General features: G+C 42.1%; 14 protein-coding genes and 2 tRNA genes. 7 read left to right on the forward strand and 9 right to left on the reverse strand.

Going from position 1 to position 13399, the window contains the following annotated elements:
* Positions 1–42: 42 nt before the first annotated feature.
* The 4 genes from glpK to TERMP_RS01120 all read left to right on the forward strand — a co-directional run bounded on the left by glpK (position 43) and on the right by TERMP_RS01120 (position 4768).
* Positions 43–1524, forward strand: coding sequence for a glycerol kinase GlpK (gene glpK / locus TERMP_RS01105; protein WP_013466501.1), 1482 nt, complete (start codon positions 43–45; stop codon positions 1522–1524).
* 141 nt (positions 1525–1665) lie between these two features.
* Complete coding sequence (locus TERMP_RS01110) at positions 1666–3156, forward strand: NAD(P)/FAD-dependent oxidoreductase (RefSeq protein ID WP_013466502.1); 1491 nt, start codon at positions 1666–1668, stop codon at positions 3154–3156.
* On the forward strand, positions 3153–4406 hold the full coding sequence (locus tag TERMP_RS01115; RefSeq protein WP_013466503.1) for an NAD(P)/FAD-dependent oxidoreductase: 1254 nt from the start codon (positions 3153–3155) through the stop codon (positions 4404–4406). Before TERMP_RS01110 ends, TERMP_RS01115 begins: the two co-directional genes overlap by 4 nt.
* Positions 4403–4768, forward strand: a complete 366-nt coding sequence (locus TERMP_RS01120; RefSeq protein WP_013466504.1) for a DUF1667 domain-containing protein — start codon at positions 4403–4405, stop codon at positions 4766–4768. The genes TERMP_RS01115 and TERMP_RS01120 overlap by 4 nt, the downstream gene beginning before the upstream one ends.
* A 30-nt stretch (positions 4769–4798) precedes the next feature.
* Here TERMP_RS01120 and TERMP_RS01125 read toward each other — a convergent pair whose 3' ends face one another.
* The 6 genes from TERMP_RS01125 to TERMP_RS01150 all read right to left on the reverse strand — a co-directional run bounded on the left by TERMP_RS01125 (position 4799) and on the right by TERMP_RS01150 (position 8898).
* Entirely contained in the window at positions 4799–5629 is an 831-nt protein-coding gene (locus TERMP_RS01125; protein WP_013466505.1) for a hypothetical protein, read from the reverse strand.
* A complete protein-coding gene (locus tag TERMP_RS01130; protein WP_013466506.1) occupies positions 5626–6429 on the reverse strand; it encodes a hypothetical protein in 804 nt (267 codons plus the stop codon). Before TERMP_RS01130 ends, TERMP_RS01125 begins: the two co-directional genes overlap by 4 nt.
* Positions 6426–7196, reverse strand: a complete 771-nt coding sequence (locus TERMP_RS01135) for a hypothetical protein (RefSeq protein ID WP_013466507.1) — start codon at positions 7194–7196, stop codon at positions 6426–6428. The genes TERMP_RS01130 and TERMP_RS01135 overlap by 4 nt, the downstream gene beginning before the upstream one ends.
* A 63-nt stretch (positions 7197–7259) precedes the next feature.
* Entirely contained in the window at positions 7260–7475 is a 216-nt protein-coding gene (locus tag TERMP_RS01140) for a hypothetical protein (RefSeq protein WP_048159704.1), read from the reverse strand.
* Complete coding sequence (locus TERMP_RS01145; protein ID WP_013466509.1) at positions 7462–8184, reverse strand: PrsW family intramembrane metalloprotease; 723 nt, start codon at positions 8182–8184, stop codon at positions 7462–7464. Before TERMP_RS01145 ends, TERMP_RS01140 begins: the two co-directional genes overlap by 14 nt.
* Before the next feature lie 33 nt (positions 8185–8217).
* On the reverse strand, positions 8218–8898 hold the full coding sequence (locus tag TERMP_RS01150) for a metallophosphoesterase (protein WP_013466510.1): 681 nt from the start codon (positions 8896–8898) through the stop codon (positions 8218–8220).
* A 100-nt stretch (positions 8899–8998) separates the two neighbouring features.
* On the opposite strand from TERMP_RS01150, the gene TERMP_RS01155 reads away from it, so the two are divergent.
* Positions 8999–9277 (forward strand): hypothetical protein, encoded by a 279-nt coding sequence (locus TERMP_RS01155; protein ID WP_013466511.1) that lies wholly within the window; start codon positions 8999–9001, stop codon positions 9275–9277.
* On the opposite strand, the gene TERMP_RS01160 is transcribed toward TERMP_RS01155, so the two are convergent.
* Positions 9278–9952 (reverse strand): HAD family hydrolase, encoded by a 675-nt coding sequence (locus TERMP_RS01160; protein WP_013466512.1) that lies wholly within the window; start codon positions 9950–9952, stop codon positions 9278–9280.
* A gap of 117 nt (positions 9953–10069) precedes the next feature.
* On the opposite strand from TERMP_RS01160, the gene gcvPA reads away from it, so the two are divergent.
* Positions 10070–11425 carry an aminomethyl-transferring glycine dehydrogenase subunit GcvPA gene (gene gcvPA / locus TERMP_RS01165; protein WP_013466513.1) on the forward strand — a complete coding sequence of 452 codons (1356 nt, stop codon included), beginning with the start codon at positions 10070–10072 and terminating at the stop codon, positions 11423–11425.
* Positions 11426–11435: 10 nt separating this feature from the next.
* Positions 11436–12941, forward strand: a complete 1506-nt coding sequence (gene gcvPB, locus TERMP_RS01170; protein WP_013466514.1) for an aminomethyl-transferring glycine dehydrogenase subunit GcvPB — start codon at positions 11436–11438, stop codon at positions 12939–12941.
* A 245-nt stretch (positions 12942–13186) separates the two neighbouring features.
* Here the strand turns inward: gcvPB and TERMP_RS01175 are convergent.
* Both TERMP_RS01175 and TERMP_RS01180 read right to left on the reverse strand, forming a co-directional pair.
* Positions 13187–13264: transfer RNA gene (locus TERMP_RS01175), tRNA-Ile, on the reverse strand.
* A 10-nt stretch (positions 13265–13274) separates the two neighbouring features.
* Positions 13275–13350 (reverse strand) — tRNA-Asn (locus tag TERMP_RS01180).
* Between the last annotated feature and the right edge of the window lie 49 nt (positions 13351–13399).

The following is a 13399-nucleotide window of genomic DNA, read 5'->3' on the forward strand; positions in this document are numbered from 1 at the left end:
TAATATATCTACCTTGGTAATTTTTCATTTTGGTGGACATCAATGGGCAAGTTTATACTTTCTCTTGATGAAGGAACTACGAGTGCAAGGGCGATAATCTTCGACAGGGAAAGTAGCATCTTGGGGGTTGGACAGTATGAGTTTCCTCAGTATTACCCAAAGCCCGGCTGGGTTGAACATAATCCTGAAGAAATCTGGGATGCTCAGCTTAGGGCCATAAAAACAGCCTTAAAAAATGCCAAAATTACTCCAGAGCAGATAGCGGCAATTGGAGTAACAAATCAGAGGGAAACAACGATAATCTGGGACAAAAATGGAAAGCCCGTTTACAACGCTATTGTCTGGCAGTGCAGAAGAACCGCGGAGATGATTGAAGACATTAAGAGAAATTATGGAGAGATGATAAGGGAAAAAACCGGTTTAGTTCCAGATGCATACTTCTCAGCATCAAAGATAAAGTGGCTCCTTGACAACGTTCCGGGTTTAAGAGAAAAAGCTCAGAAAGGAGAAGTGATGTTTGGAACAGTTGACACTTTCTTGATTTACAAGCTTACAGGGAAGCATGTTACTGACTATTCAAATGCCTCAAGAACTATGCTCTTCAACATCAAGAAGCTTGAGTGGGATGAGGAGCTTTTGGAAATCTTCGGAATTCCAGATGCAATTCTGCCCGAGGTTAAGGAATCAAGTGAGATTTATGGTTATACTAAAAAAGAGCTGTTTGGTGTTGAGATTCCAGTAAGCGGAGATGCTGGGGATCAGCAGGCAGCTCTTTTCGGTCAGGCATGTTTTGATGAAGGGATGGTGAAAGCAACATATGGCACTGGGAACTTCATACTCGTAAATACGGGAGACAAAATAAAGTATTCCCAAAACCTTCTCACGACCATAGCTTGGGGATTGAATGGGAACATCAGCTATGCCCTTGAGGGAAGCGTTTTTATAACCGGCGCAGCTGTCCAGTGGCTTAGGGATGGGTTAAAAATTATCAATAGTGCAGCTGAAACTGAGGAACTTGCATCAAAGTTAGCATCAAATGATGGAGTTTACTTTGTGCCAGCCTTTGTCGGTCTCGGTGCTCCTTACTGGGATCAGTTTGCAAGGGGTTTGATAATTGGTATAACAAGAGGCACTACAAGGGAGCACTTTGCGAGGGCTACGCTTGAGGCGATAGCGTATCTCACGAAAGATGTGATAGGTGAGATGGAGAAGGAAGTTCCAATCAAAGAGCTTAGGGTTGATGGGGGAGCAACCAAGAACAACTTCCTCATGCAGTTCCAAGCTGATATCTTGGGAAAGACAGTCATAAGACCTGTTGTTCAAGAGACAACCGCTTTGGGAGCTGCATATCTGGCTGGTTTGGCGGTGGGTTACTGGGAAAGCTTAGAGGAAATTGGGGAACTTTGGAAAGTTGAAAAAGTGTTTGAGCCGAAGATGAATGAGAAAGAGAGGGAAAAGCTCTATAGAGGCTGGAAAGAAGCCGTAAAGAGAGCCTTAGGGTGGGCGAGGATTCTGGGAGTCTAAATTCCAAATAGTTTAAATTTTTTAATTTTAGGATGTCGTTGAAACTATTTTCACATTTAGAGCCTGTTTGAAGCAGAAAATATTTAAATTAATTCAATCTAAACTCTAAGATCTTTAACTGAAAGCCATGGAGGGGTATTCATGAAGACAAAAGTTGCTATTATCGGTGCGGGGATTGTTGGTGCGAGCATTGCCAGAGTTCTCAGCAAGTATGAGAACCTTGAAGTTCATCTCATTGAGAAGGAAGCTGATGTTGGTTGGGGAGTCAGCAAGGCGAATACAGCTTTAATCCATGGAGGTTACGACGATGACCCAGACAAATACCCAATGAGGGCAAAGCTGTGCATAAAGGGAAATCGCTTATGGCACCAATGGGTTAAGGAGCTTGAGATTCCCCACATATGGAATGGGGCATTGATTGTTGCCCTTAAAGATGAAGACTTTGATGAGCTTGAGCGGTTGTTAGAGAGAGGACAGAGAAATGGCGTTCCAGAAATGAGGATAATTGATAGAGAGGAACTGTTTCATCTCGAACCCAATGTGAATCCAAACGCCTTGGGCGCTCTTTATGTTCCAATAGTTGGTCAGATAGGGCCAATACCAGCTGTAATTGCAATTGTTGAGAATGCTGTTGCTAACGGGGTAAAGGTTCACTTAGAGACAGAAGTTAGAAGGATAAAAGTAGAGAATGGGGAAGTTAGAGGTGTTGAGACAAACAATGGCTTCATTGAAGCTGATATTGTAATAAATGCTGCTGGTCTCTATGCCGATGAAATATCAAAGATGGCTGGAATTGATTACTTCGAAATTCACCCGAGAAAAGGTGAATACTGGATTTTTGATGAAGGAATTCCAGGTCCAAATCATGTTCTCTTTCCAACACCGACTCCAATAAGCAAAGGTGTTGTTGTCACAACTGAAATTTCTGGTCATCTAATGATTGGGCCAAACGCTCAAGACCTGCCTAAGGACTACAAGGAGGACACAAGCACAACGAGGGAGGGTCTTGAGGAAGTTTGGCAAAAAGCTCAGGAAATCTGGCCGAATTTACCTCCGAGATGGAAGGTCATCAGGACTTTTGCTGGGTTGAGACCAGAACCTACTGGAGGAGACTTTATAATTAAGGCTGAGGAAGAGGTTCAAGGCTTCATAAATGTTGCTGGAATCAGGTCGCCTGGCTTAACTTCAGCTCCAGCAATAGGATACGAGGTTAGGGACATCATTGAGAGGGATCTGGGGATCAGGCTTAAGGAAAAGGAGAAGTGGAATCCATATCGCAGAGAAATCACTCACTTCTTCATGCTTCAGCCTAATCAAATCAATGAACTCGTAAAGAAGAACCCAGCTTATGGCAGAATTGTCTGCCGCTGTAACAAAGTTAGCGAAGGGGATGTTTTAGAGGCAATTGATAGGATGAAGTTCATTGGGGTTAAAACGCCAAGTGTTGATTCGGTTAAGTTCAGAACAAAAGCCACAACAGGAACTTGTCAAGGCTCATTCTGTAAGGTGGTGATAGTCAATTTGCTTGCTAAAGAATACGGTATTCCTCCGTGGAAGGTTACCCTCAAGGGCAAAGGCAGTGAGATTGGTATTGGGGATGTTAAAGTCCTCCTTAGGGGTGAGGCACAATGAATTCAACCATGCTCCAGTATGATGTTGTCGTTATCGGTGGTGGTCCAGCGGGTTTAGCTGCTGCTGTTAAAGCTAAAGAGTATGGATTAAATGTCCTTCTCCTCGATGAGAACGATTATCTGGGCGGAATTTTGCCCCAGTGCATTCATCCAGGCTTTGGGATTCACTATTTCAGGGAAGAGCTTACTGGACCGGAGTTCTCTCACAGATTCGTGCAGAGGGTTAAAGATCTTAAGATTGACTACTTTGTGAAGGCAAGAGTTCTTGAGATTAAGAACTATTCCGACTTGGAAAAGGTCGTTGTATTTACATCTCCTAAGGGTGTTTTTGAGGTGTGGACTAAGGCAATCATCTATGCCACTGGAGCAAGAGAGAGGCATGCATTTGAGATTGGCATTGTTGGGGATAGAGTGGCCGGGATTTACACAGCTGGAGAAGCTCAGACGCTCATGGACATTTACGGTGTCATGCCGGGAAAAGAAGTTGTGATAGTTGGCTCTGGAGATGTTGGCTTGATAATGGCTCGCCGCTTTGCACTTGAAGGAGCAAAAGTCAAGGCAGTGATTGAGCTGATGCCCTATCCTGGGGGTTTGGCGAGAAATGTGATGATTCTGAGGGATTTCAACATTCCACTATACTTGAGCCATAAAGTTGTTGAGGTCAGAGGGAAGAAGAGGGTTGAGAAGGTTAAAATCATGAAAGTTGATGAAAACCTAAGGGAAATTCCAGGAACTGAGTTCTGGATTGATTGTGACACTGTTGTGATTTCAGCTGGTTTGATTCCACAAGTGAAGCTCTTAACAGAGATAGGTGTTGAAATAGACCCAACCACTGGAGGTCCTGTGGTCAATGATCTCTTAGAAACCACAGTTCCTGGAATATTTGTCGCTGGAAATTCCCTGCTCATAAATGACCTGGTGGATTATGTCGCTGAGCAAGGTGAATTAGCTGCCTATGGAGCAAAGCTGTTCATTGAAAACAGGGGAATTCCAGCTGAAAAGTGGATAAAACTTGAAAAAGGCAACAACGTCCGCTTAGCTGTTCCTCATTACTTAAGCGGCAAGAGAGATGTTTACATTTATGCAAGAGTTAGAAAGCCAATGGAGAATGTTGTACTTAACTTTCCAGAGATTGACAAAAAGATAAGGCTGCCTGTTGTGAGACCCGCAGAGATGCTCAGAATTAGGCTCAGGAAAGAGGAGATAGCGAAAGCTAAAGACAAGATTACAATGGAGGTGGTTCAGCAATGACCGTCTATAAGTTTACGTGCATCATCTGCCCGCTTAGCTGTGATATTGAAGTGAAGGTAGAGAACGGGGAGATTAAGGAAATCAAAGGTTACACATGCCCAAGGGGGAAAGAATGGGCTATCGAGGAGATTAAAAATCCCAAACGTGTAGTTATGAGCGTAATTAAAGTCAAGAACGGCAATATGCCAACGGTTTCTGTCAAAACCACCAAGCCAATTCCGAAAACAAAGATTCCAGAACTCATGAAGCTTTTGGCAGAGATTGAAGTTGAAGCACCGATAAAAGTTGGACAGATAATTCTTGAAAATCCTCTCGGCTTGGATACAAAGATAGTTGCGACAAGAGAGGTTGAGAGGGCTTAGCCCTCCTTATGGACAAAAGTACCTGTGCCTTTACTTCTTTATCCTTTTAAGATCTTCGGCCCATTTTGGAGGGTTATATTCGTAGGAGAATTTTATCGTATAGTCTCCTGTTGCATCTATGGTTTCATTGGAATATAGGTATGTTATCTTTGCATTGCTTTTCATTTTCAGCAGCAGTGGCTTTCCGTCCTTGTCTACTAAGAGAACGCCAGCTATGTTTTCCCTCACGAGCTTCCTCATCACGTTCATATATTCCTGAACTTCACTTGCATTGCCGGGATATGACTGCAATATGCTTGGTGTTGAAATGTATTGCCTGTATAGAACAAATTTAATCTCATACCTGTCCCCTTTTTTTGTTATCTCTGTGATGTTTGCCTTTGAAAGCAGATCCTTAACATTGAGGATTTCATCTCTGCTCTCGATGAATTTATTGAGTACTTGATCTCTGGGTAGATCCGGGTAATACTGTTCATATGCCTTGTAAATGTCATTAATGGTGAATGCCCATGCTCCATTGGTTTCCTTTCCGTTCTCGTTGGTTTCCATCTTTACATAGTTTTTTGATCCATCGAAATATTGCAGCATTTTTGTTCTTTGAAATTGACCATTGGAGTACGTTGCATTTATCTCTAACAGCTCAAAGAACTGCTTTTCTTGTCTGTTTATCCCCGAGTATATATAAACCACCCTTGTCAGCGATGGGTATCTCATTATCATCTTTTTCTCATATGTGTAGGTATCAACACTGTCAATTGCCTGTAAAATTGTTTCTTTGGTTGGTGGCTTTGAACCTTGGAGGCATCCTGAAAAACTCATGATCAAAATGACTGCAACAAGCAGCCCGAGTACTTTCTTCATTTTTTCTCAACCTCATAAACCCATTCCGGAAGCTGGTATTTATAGGTGACGGTTACGTTGTATTCAACATGTCTATGCATTGTAACATTTGCCGCCCGATATTTCTCAATAATTGACTTTTCCACCTTGAATTTTACAGGTAGAGATTTGTTATTAACCCACACAATGCCCGTTATGTTCTCTGTAACGTTTCTTCTCAGTGTATTTATGTAACCTTGTATTGCTTCGGAATTTTCTGCATTTGTGTTCAGAAATGTTGGGGCTTTCTCATAGTGTCTGGTAAGTGTGAACGTGATTTTGTAAAGCTCTCCATCATTTTCGATTGAGGTTATGGTCGCATTTTCAATCATTTTTTTCAAATTGTTCAGCACATCTTTAGTCTTCACAGTCATTTCAATAAACTCTTCTCTGCTCATATTCTTATAGTATATGCTCATATTTTTGTAAATCTCATCAATTGAGGCTTTTCCTCCCCGGGTGATGTTTTTCTCCGAATCTTCAACTCTGAAATAAACATATGAACCATCAAAATACTGCCACAGCTTAAAAGTGTACTCCTCAGTCTCTATTTTGGTGAACTCAAAAAATTGGAGGGTTCTTCTATCTATCCCAATAAAGCTGTATATGCGGTAAGTCCTGTTTCCAATTATCCCCTTTTCACTAAGCTCATGGGTGTAATCATCGACATTATTAAGTGCGTTTATAATTGAGACTTTTGTCGGCTGTTGAGTCTGTTGAATGCAATCAGATACTTTAACGGTGAGCAGTATTACGAAGACAAGACTTAACATCTTCTTCATTTTTCTGTCACCCTCCTGACCCATTCTGGCCTTTTATACTCGTAGAAAAAGCTGATTCTAAGGTCGTATTTTCTAATTGTTGAGTGGTTTTCGTTTGTCTGTGCTATTCTCATGGCACTGATTTCCGCTTCTATGGGAAGATTGTTCTTAATCAGCATTTTTCCATTCCCTTTATTTGTTATGTAGAGGACATTCCCAAAGTTGCTGTATCTTTTTTGGATTTTAAATGTAAATTCAATAAGATGTCCCTTATTTGTTTTCTCAATTTTTGTTATGTTGCTGTTTTCTAAGAGCTCCTTTATAAAATAAAGAGGATTTTTCATTGGATCACTTCCTTTGAGGATTTTCCATTTGAGGTCCTCTGGACTTGTTATGTTGGTGTTATCTTTGATGGAGTCAAAGTATTCTTGGAGAGTTTCAGTCACTTGAGAATCCTCAACAATCCTACCCCCAGCCTTCAGGATGTATGAGTAGTACAGTAAGTCCCCTAAAATAGTCTCATTTATGTATCTAACGGCTTTTTCTTCGTGTATCTCAATCTCCCAATAAGCTTCCTCTCTGCTGTAATAAAAGCCTCCGCGAATGTAACTTGTGAAATTGTTTATCATCTTACTCCCGCTATCTCTAAGCTCGCCCTGAAATTCATATCTATCAACATCTTCAATCGCTTTAGCAACACTCTCCTTAGTTGGAGGCTTTGTTGACATACAACCAAAAGCAAGTACCAACAAGCTCACTAAGATAAGAACAGCAAGACCTCTTTTCATATTCTCACCAAAATATATTAAACTGTGGAGTTTGATAAAGTTTTTGCTGAACAAAAGTAAAAGTTAAAGGATCTCAAACTTCTGAAGGAATATCCTGAGGTCTGTCTTAAAAGGCTCCTGAGCCTTGGAGATTTCTTTTTCCACAAGTTTTCTGAATCCTTCTTCATCGGAAATCTTGTCTTTTAGTTTGTTGACAGTTTCCTTCAGCCTATCATAGTATTCCACATAGGGTCTTGCTTCAAACAGTGCTTTTTCAATTTTCTTTTCAAGTCCCTCCATATCTCCTTCCTCCCACAAACCAGTACCACCACTGCTTTTCTAAGTCTTCCTTCTGTCCAAGCATTATAAAGTATCTAATTAGCGCCAAGTTCAGGAAGAGCAACATTATAACAAGTATGTAATATGATGGAACCGCTATTGCAAGGAACGCATAGTAATCCCAGATGAAATGCAGTAAAATTACCAGTGCAAAATAGTTGGTTACGCTGTGAATTTTGCCCTCTGCTTTAAGCCCATATCCAACGCCAACTATGGCACTCCATGTTGCGTGAGCGATTGGCGTTAAGAATGCCCTTGTTATAGTAGTTCCAACTCCATAACCGAGACCGTATAATAAATTCTCGGTAGCTGCAAAGCCCAATCCCGCAGCAACACCGTAAACAACACCGTCCATTATACCATCCATCTGACCTGCTTTGTAGGGCCATCTGATTGCAAGAGCTTTTGCAGGTTCTTCTACAATACCTGCAGTCAGAGCCAGATAGAATGCTGTAGCTGGGAAGATAGTGTAGCCAAAATTTACCTTTCCTGGAGTCAAAATACTCTCAATTATGAAAGCAACTATAACTGAAAGTGTGCCTCCGAGTATGAATGTCCCTATCACGTATCTCTTTGGTTCCGGTTCAAATTTATCCTCATGATAGAAGTACCATAACAACGCCAATGCAGGTGCATAGGCAAAAAAGATTATTGTGCTCAGCACATCCATGCTATCACCGAATTGAGTTCTGCTTTTAAGCTCTTAAATTTTCCTGAGAACTTCTCTAAGCTGCTTCATAGTACTGAAGTTTAAGAGTTCATCTTCAATTGGCACAACAACTTCTGCATCCTCGATGTTGAACTTCAGAAGGAATGGGGAAACAATCTCCCTTAGAATGTCATTTCCATATGCCCAAGGCGTAAAAGCGGGCAGAACAATGAGTTCCTCACTCAGCAAGAAGATAGGAGCTTTAATCAATGCTCCAACTTCATCCCTAAGCCTGATTGCGGGATGTTCATGTCCTATTATGAACTTGTTTCCCTCAACAATCTTATGCCCATGAACTATTTTCCATCCGCTGATTTCAAGCTCATCAACAGCTTCAACTCCCAATTCCTTAATCCACACTATTCCGACATCATGATTGCCCTTGACGACAACAATCTCGTTTACGAGCGGAGAAATTTCCTCAAAAAACGCTTTTAATTCGAGCTTCTCCCTCCTAAATGGGATGAAGGAGTGCTTTAAATCACCGTTTATAATTAGCCTTTTTGGTTTCTCTTTTTGAAGCATGGTTTTTAAGGAGCTTATCATTTCATGGAATGCTTTTGGCAAGTATGCCCCTTCTCTGGCTAAGCTTTCTTCATACCCTAAATGTAAATCGGCGATAATGATGTTGTTTCCAATTTTCAATGCCTTATTTGGGAGAGGCTGGGGTCTCATGGTAGACAATAGATTGCTTCGATTTTTAAACCTATTGAATTTTGTTAGGTGAGCAAAACATTTTTAAGTTCGAACTCTGAATTAGTATCAGGTGGGGAATTTGGCATACATTGGGTTTGCAAGGACGAATTTTGGTCCTTATGAAACATATGAAAGAATCCTCGAAGAACTGGGAAAAAGGGGATTTGACATAACTTTTTCCAAGCATCATTGGATGGGGGATGCCCCGTTTGGCCTGATAATTGCGGATAGTGACAAAGGAAAAATAGCAGTTAGATGGTCGCTGGGAAAGGAGTTTGAGCTTAAGCTGGAAGAAGTAAGCGACGAAGATTGGGATGAATTCATTGAAGATACCCTTGAATACCTAAGTGGAGATTGATCATTTTAACTTCCTTTCCTGCTTAATCCTTTCAATTACATCAAATAAGCTCCATAAGTCTCTAATTACATGCAAATGGGGGATTTGAGCTAAGATTTCCTCCTTTACGTATTTTGCTGTTGGTGGAAAATAATACCACACATACTCTGTGTTCTCGTCTCCTCTGCCTATAAAGCGCCAAGGTTTGTCGTCCACCCATACAAAAATTTCATCTCCATATTTTTCCCTAACCAGTGAAAATGCTTCACAGAGAGTAATGTCTCTTCCGAAGATTATAACATCATCGAAAAGATCATAAAATCCGCTAACTTTTAAGCGGTATTCTTTCATGCCGTCTATGAAGTCTTCGGCTGAGAATGATATCACTATGTGTCCTTCTTCCTTCAGCTTTTTCAAAAGTTCCTTTGCGTTGTCAAGTTCTTTTGTTAGCTTTGCCCTCTCCTCAAACCACGTTCTGAAAAACTTAAACTTGAAGATAAACGGCTGTTTTATTTTCCCACCATGTTTTCCAAAGCGAGGTCTTTCAAGGTATTCCTCAATTTTTGTCAGGACTTTAGCCCAGAATTCTTTAAATGGAAGCCAGCGAAAGTGTTTTTCTAAAGCTCTTTTAAATGCTTCTTCAATTACCGAATAGCTGTCAACTAAGGTGCCATCAAAGTCAAACGCAACTATCACTTTCTATCACCTGGTCAGGTATCCGTTGCTCCATCCATTAAAAGTTTATCTCATATCACAAAGCATATATTCTATAGACGGGAAATATTTAGATGATCATTTAAAAAGGTGATGCCAATGGGAAAGCAGTATCTCCCTAATCTGGCACATAAAGAGGAAATGCTTAAGGAGATTGGATTTGACAGTATTGATGAGCTTTTCTCGGATGTTCCAAGAGAAGTAATGCATGAGTTCAATCTTCCAGAAGGGAAGAGCGAATACGAAGTGTTTTTAGAGATGAATCAAGTTCTCAACAAGAACAAGACGGTCCTGGAAATGCCATCGTTTTTAGGGGCTGGGACATATTTCCACTATGTTCCAGCACACGTTAAGTACCTCATAGAGAGGAGTGAATTTCTGACAGCTTATACACCCTATCAGGCAGAGATCAGTCAGGGAATGCTCCAGGCACTCTTTGAGTACCAAAGCTTGATAGCAGAGCTTGTAGGTTTGGAGATTGTAAATGCCTCGATGTACGACTGGGGAACTGCCTTAGGTGAAGCAGCATTAATGGCGGCAAGGGTTACCAAAAAGAATAAGTTCGTAGTTCCAAAACACATGAGCCCGGAGAGAAAGAAAGTCCTTGAGACATATGTCGCTGGGGCTGGGATGGAGATAGTTTATGTGGACTGGAACGAGAAGGGGCAGATTGACTTAGAGAAGCTCAAAGAGAATGTTGAAAATGCCGCAGGAGTTTATATTGAGATGCCAAACTTTTTCGGACTAATTGAAGAGAACATCGTTGAGGTTGGTGAAATTGCTCATGACAGCAGAGCTCTATTTGTCGTTGGAGTTGATCCAACAATTCTTGGGATAGTTGAAGCTCCCGGCGAATTGGGTGCGGATGTTGTGATTGGTGAGGCAGCTTTCTTTGGAAACCCAATGAATTTCGGCGGCCCAAGGGCAGGAATTTTTGCGACAAGGAATGATAGGAAGCTTATCAGGCAGATGCCAGGAAGGATCATAGGAATGACAAAAGATGCCGATGGAAAGAGGGCCTTCGTAATGACACTCCAGACAAGAGAGCAGCACATTAGGAGAGCAAAGGCAACATCGAACATCTGTTCAAATGAAGCCCTTGTGGCAGTTGCAGCAGCGATACACTTAGCTTCACTTGGTCCTCAAGGTCTGAGAAAGCTTGGAGAGATAATCCTCAAAAACACTGCATACTTCAAGAAGAGAATAAGCGAAGTTGCTGAGTTGCCTTTTGATGGAATTAACTTCAAAGATGTTCTTGTGCAATTTGAGGTGCCTTATGATGTGATTCACGAGCGCTTATTAGAAAAGAACATTCATGGCGGTTATTACGTCAAGCCACACTTCCCAGAGCTTGGCGAGAGTGCATTATTTGCAGTGACTGAAACAACAAGAAAGGAATGGATTGAGAAGCTTATAGTTGCGTTGAAAGAAATAATAGCCGAGGCCGAGCTGTGAGGTGATGAAAATGTACAGACAAGCTAAATGGGACGAACCTTTAATATTTGAACTCTCAAAGCCTGGAAGAATTGGCTTTTCACTTCCAGAACCAATTGAGGATGTTGAAGTTGACATTCCTGAAAAGCTCAAGAGAAAGAAGCTTGAGCTGCCAGAGTTGAGTGAGCCTGAGGTTGTTAGACACTACACAAGACTGAGCGAGATGAACTATGGTGTTGACAGTGGAATGTATCCTCTTGGCTCTTGTACAATGAAATACAATCCTAAGATAAATGAGGAAATTGCTGGGCATCCAAAGGTTGCATTTATACACCCATATCAGGATGAAAGAACAGTCCAAGGTGCTTTGCAAATAATGTGGGAGCTTGAACAGTGGCTTAAGGAAATCACAGGTATGGATCGCTTTACGCTACAGCCAGCCGCTGGAGCCAACGGTGAGTTTACCGGAGTTATGATCATCAGAGCTTACCATCTCGACCGCGGTGAGACACAGAGGAACGAAATAATTGTTCCGGACTCAGCTCATGGAACAAATCCGGCATCAGCGGCAATGGCTGGCTTTAAAGTCATTGAAATTCCGTCGAACGAGCAGGGAATGGTCGATTTAGAGGCTTTGGAGAATGCCGTGAGTGAGAGGACAGCCGGATTGATGCTCACAAATCCAAACACTCTGGGAATTTTTGAGGAGGATATCTTGGAGATCGCAAAGATAGTTCACAAAGCTGGAGGACTGCTCTACTATGATGGAGCAAACTTAAACGGCATTCTCGGAAAGGTTAGACCTGGAGACATGGGCTTTGATGTTATTCACGTCAATTTGCACAAAACCTTCTCAACCCCTCACGGTGGCGGCGGACCAGGGGCTGGACCTGTTGGTGTTAAAGACTTCCTGAAGGACTATCTCCCGGTGCCGGTTGTTGAATACGACGAAGAGAACAACCGCTATTACCTTAACTACGACTTGCCGAAGAGCATTGGAAAGGTGAAGGAGTTTTACGGTAACTTTGCCGTTCTGGTTAGGGCATTGACGTATCTCAAGATAATGGGCAAGAACGGGCTTAAGGCTGTAAGCGAGATCGCTGTGCTAAATGCCAACTATCTAACGCAGAAGCTCAAGGGAACAAGAGGCTACGCACTGCCTCACAAGGAGCTTAGAAAGCACGAAGTAGTCTTTAGCGCGGAGCCCATGAAGAAAGAGACTGGAGTCAAAGCCCTTGATGTGGCCAAGAGATTGCTTGATCACGGCTTACACGCGCCGACAATTTACTTCCCACTGATTGTGCATGAAGCTTTGATGATTGAGCCCACTGAAACGGTAACCAAGGAAGACCTTGACTATTACGTTGAAGTTCTCAAGAAGATCAGCGAAGAAGCTTATAGCAATCCCGAAGTAGTTAAGAGCGCTCCGCACAATACAGCGGTTAGAAGGGTTGACGATGTTTTGGCAGCAAAGAGGCCTGTCATAACTTGGAGAATGTACAAGCAGCTTAAAGAGAAGGGAGAGATTGACATTTGATGTTCTTCTCCCTTTGCTTATTTTTATGTTCTTAGGTTTAAACAGCGATTACTAATAGTGCGAGTTCGCTTTTGAAAACAGTCAACAGCTTATGATCAAACTTTCATCAGCTGGCTTATCAAGCAAAGATTGACTAAAGAGTAAACTCCTATCTAACTATTAGAGAAAATCTCCATACTTGAAAAGCGAACAATTTTAAAAGTGACATTATAGATCTTGGTCAGACTTTTGCCAGAAAAGTTTGCTGGTGGGCCCGCGGGGCTTCGAACCCCGGACCACGCGGTTATGAGCCGCGCGCTCTGACCAGGCTGAGCTACGGGCCCATAAAACTGTTGGCGCCGCCGCCCCGACTCGAACGGGGGACCACGCGGTTAACAGCCGCGCGCTCTACCAACTAAGCTACGGCGGCACAGCCCAATGATAGAGATACGAGGATGATTTATAAAGATTACGGTGCT

The organism is Thermococcus barophilus MP, assembly GCF_000151105.2.
Taxonomy (GTDB): domain Archaea; phylum Methanobacteriota_B; class Thermococci; order Thermococcales; family Thermococcaceae; genus Thermococcus_B; species Thermococcus_B barophilus.

What these genes read in the sequence shown, in the direction of transcription:
- glpK (WP_013466501.1), top strand. Translation starts at nt 43, where the DNA reads ATGGGCAAGTTTATACTTTCTCTTGATGAAGGAACTACGAGTGCAAGG.
- TERMP_RS01110 (WP_013466502.1), top strand. Translation starts at nt 1,666, where the DNA reads ATGAAGACAAAAGTTGCTATTATCGGTGCGGGGATTGTTGGTGCGAGC.
- TERMP_RS01115 (WP_013466503.1), top strand. Translation starts at nt 3,153, where the DNA reads ATGAATTCAACCATGCTCCAGTATGATGTTGTCGTTATCGGTGGTGGT.
- TERMP_RS01120 (WP_013466504.1), top strand. Translation starts at nt 4,403, where the DNA reads ATGACCGTCTATAAGTTTACGTGCATCATCTGCCCGCTTAGCTGTGAT.
- TERMP_RS01125 (WP_013466505.1), bottom strand. Translation starts at nt 5,629, where the DNA reads ATGAAGAAAGTACTCGGGCTGCTTGTTGCAGTCATTTTGATCATGAGT.
- TERMP_RS01130 (WP_013466506.1), bottom strand. Translation starts at nt 6,429, where the DNA reads ATGAAGAAGATGTTAAGTCTTGTCTTCGTAATACTGCTCACCGTTAAA.
- TERMP_RS01135 (WP_013466507.1), bottom strand. Translation starts at nt 7,196, where the DNA reads ATGAAAAGAGGTCTTGCTGTTCTTATCTTAGTGAGCTTGTTGGTACTT.
- TERMP_RS01140 (WP_048159704.1), bottom strand. Translation starts at nt 7,475, where the DNA reads ATGGAGGGACTTGAAAAGAAAATTGAAAAAGCACTGTTTGAAGCAAGA.
- TERMP_RS01145 (WP_013466509.1), bottom strand. Translation starts at nt 8,184, where the DNA reads ATGGATGTGCTGAGCACAATAATCTTTTTTGCCTATGCACCTGCATTG.
- TERMP_RS01150 (WP_013466510.1), bottom strand. Translation starts at nt 8,898, where the DNA reads ATGAGACCCCAGCCTCTCCCAAATAAGGCATTGAAAATTGGAAACAAC.
- gcvPA (WP_013466513.1), top strand. Translation starts at nt 10,070, where the DNA reads ATGGGAAAGCAGTATCTCCCTAATCTGGCACATAAAGAGGAAATGCTT.
- gcvPB (WP_013466514.1), top strand. Translation starts at nt 11,436, where the DNA reads ATGTACAGACAAGCTAAATGGGACGAACCTTTAATATTTGAACTCTCA.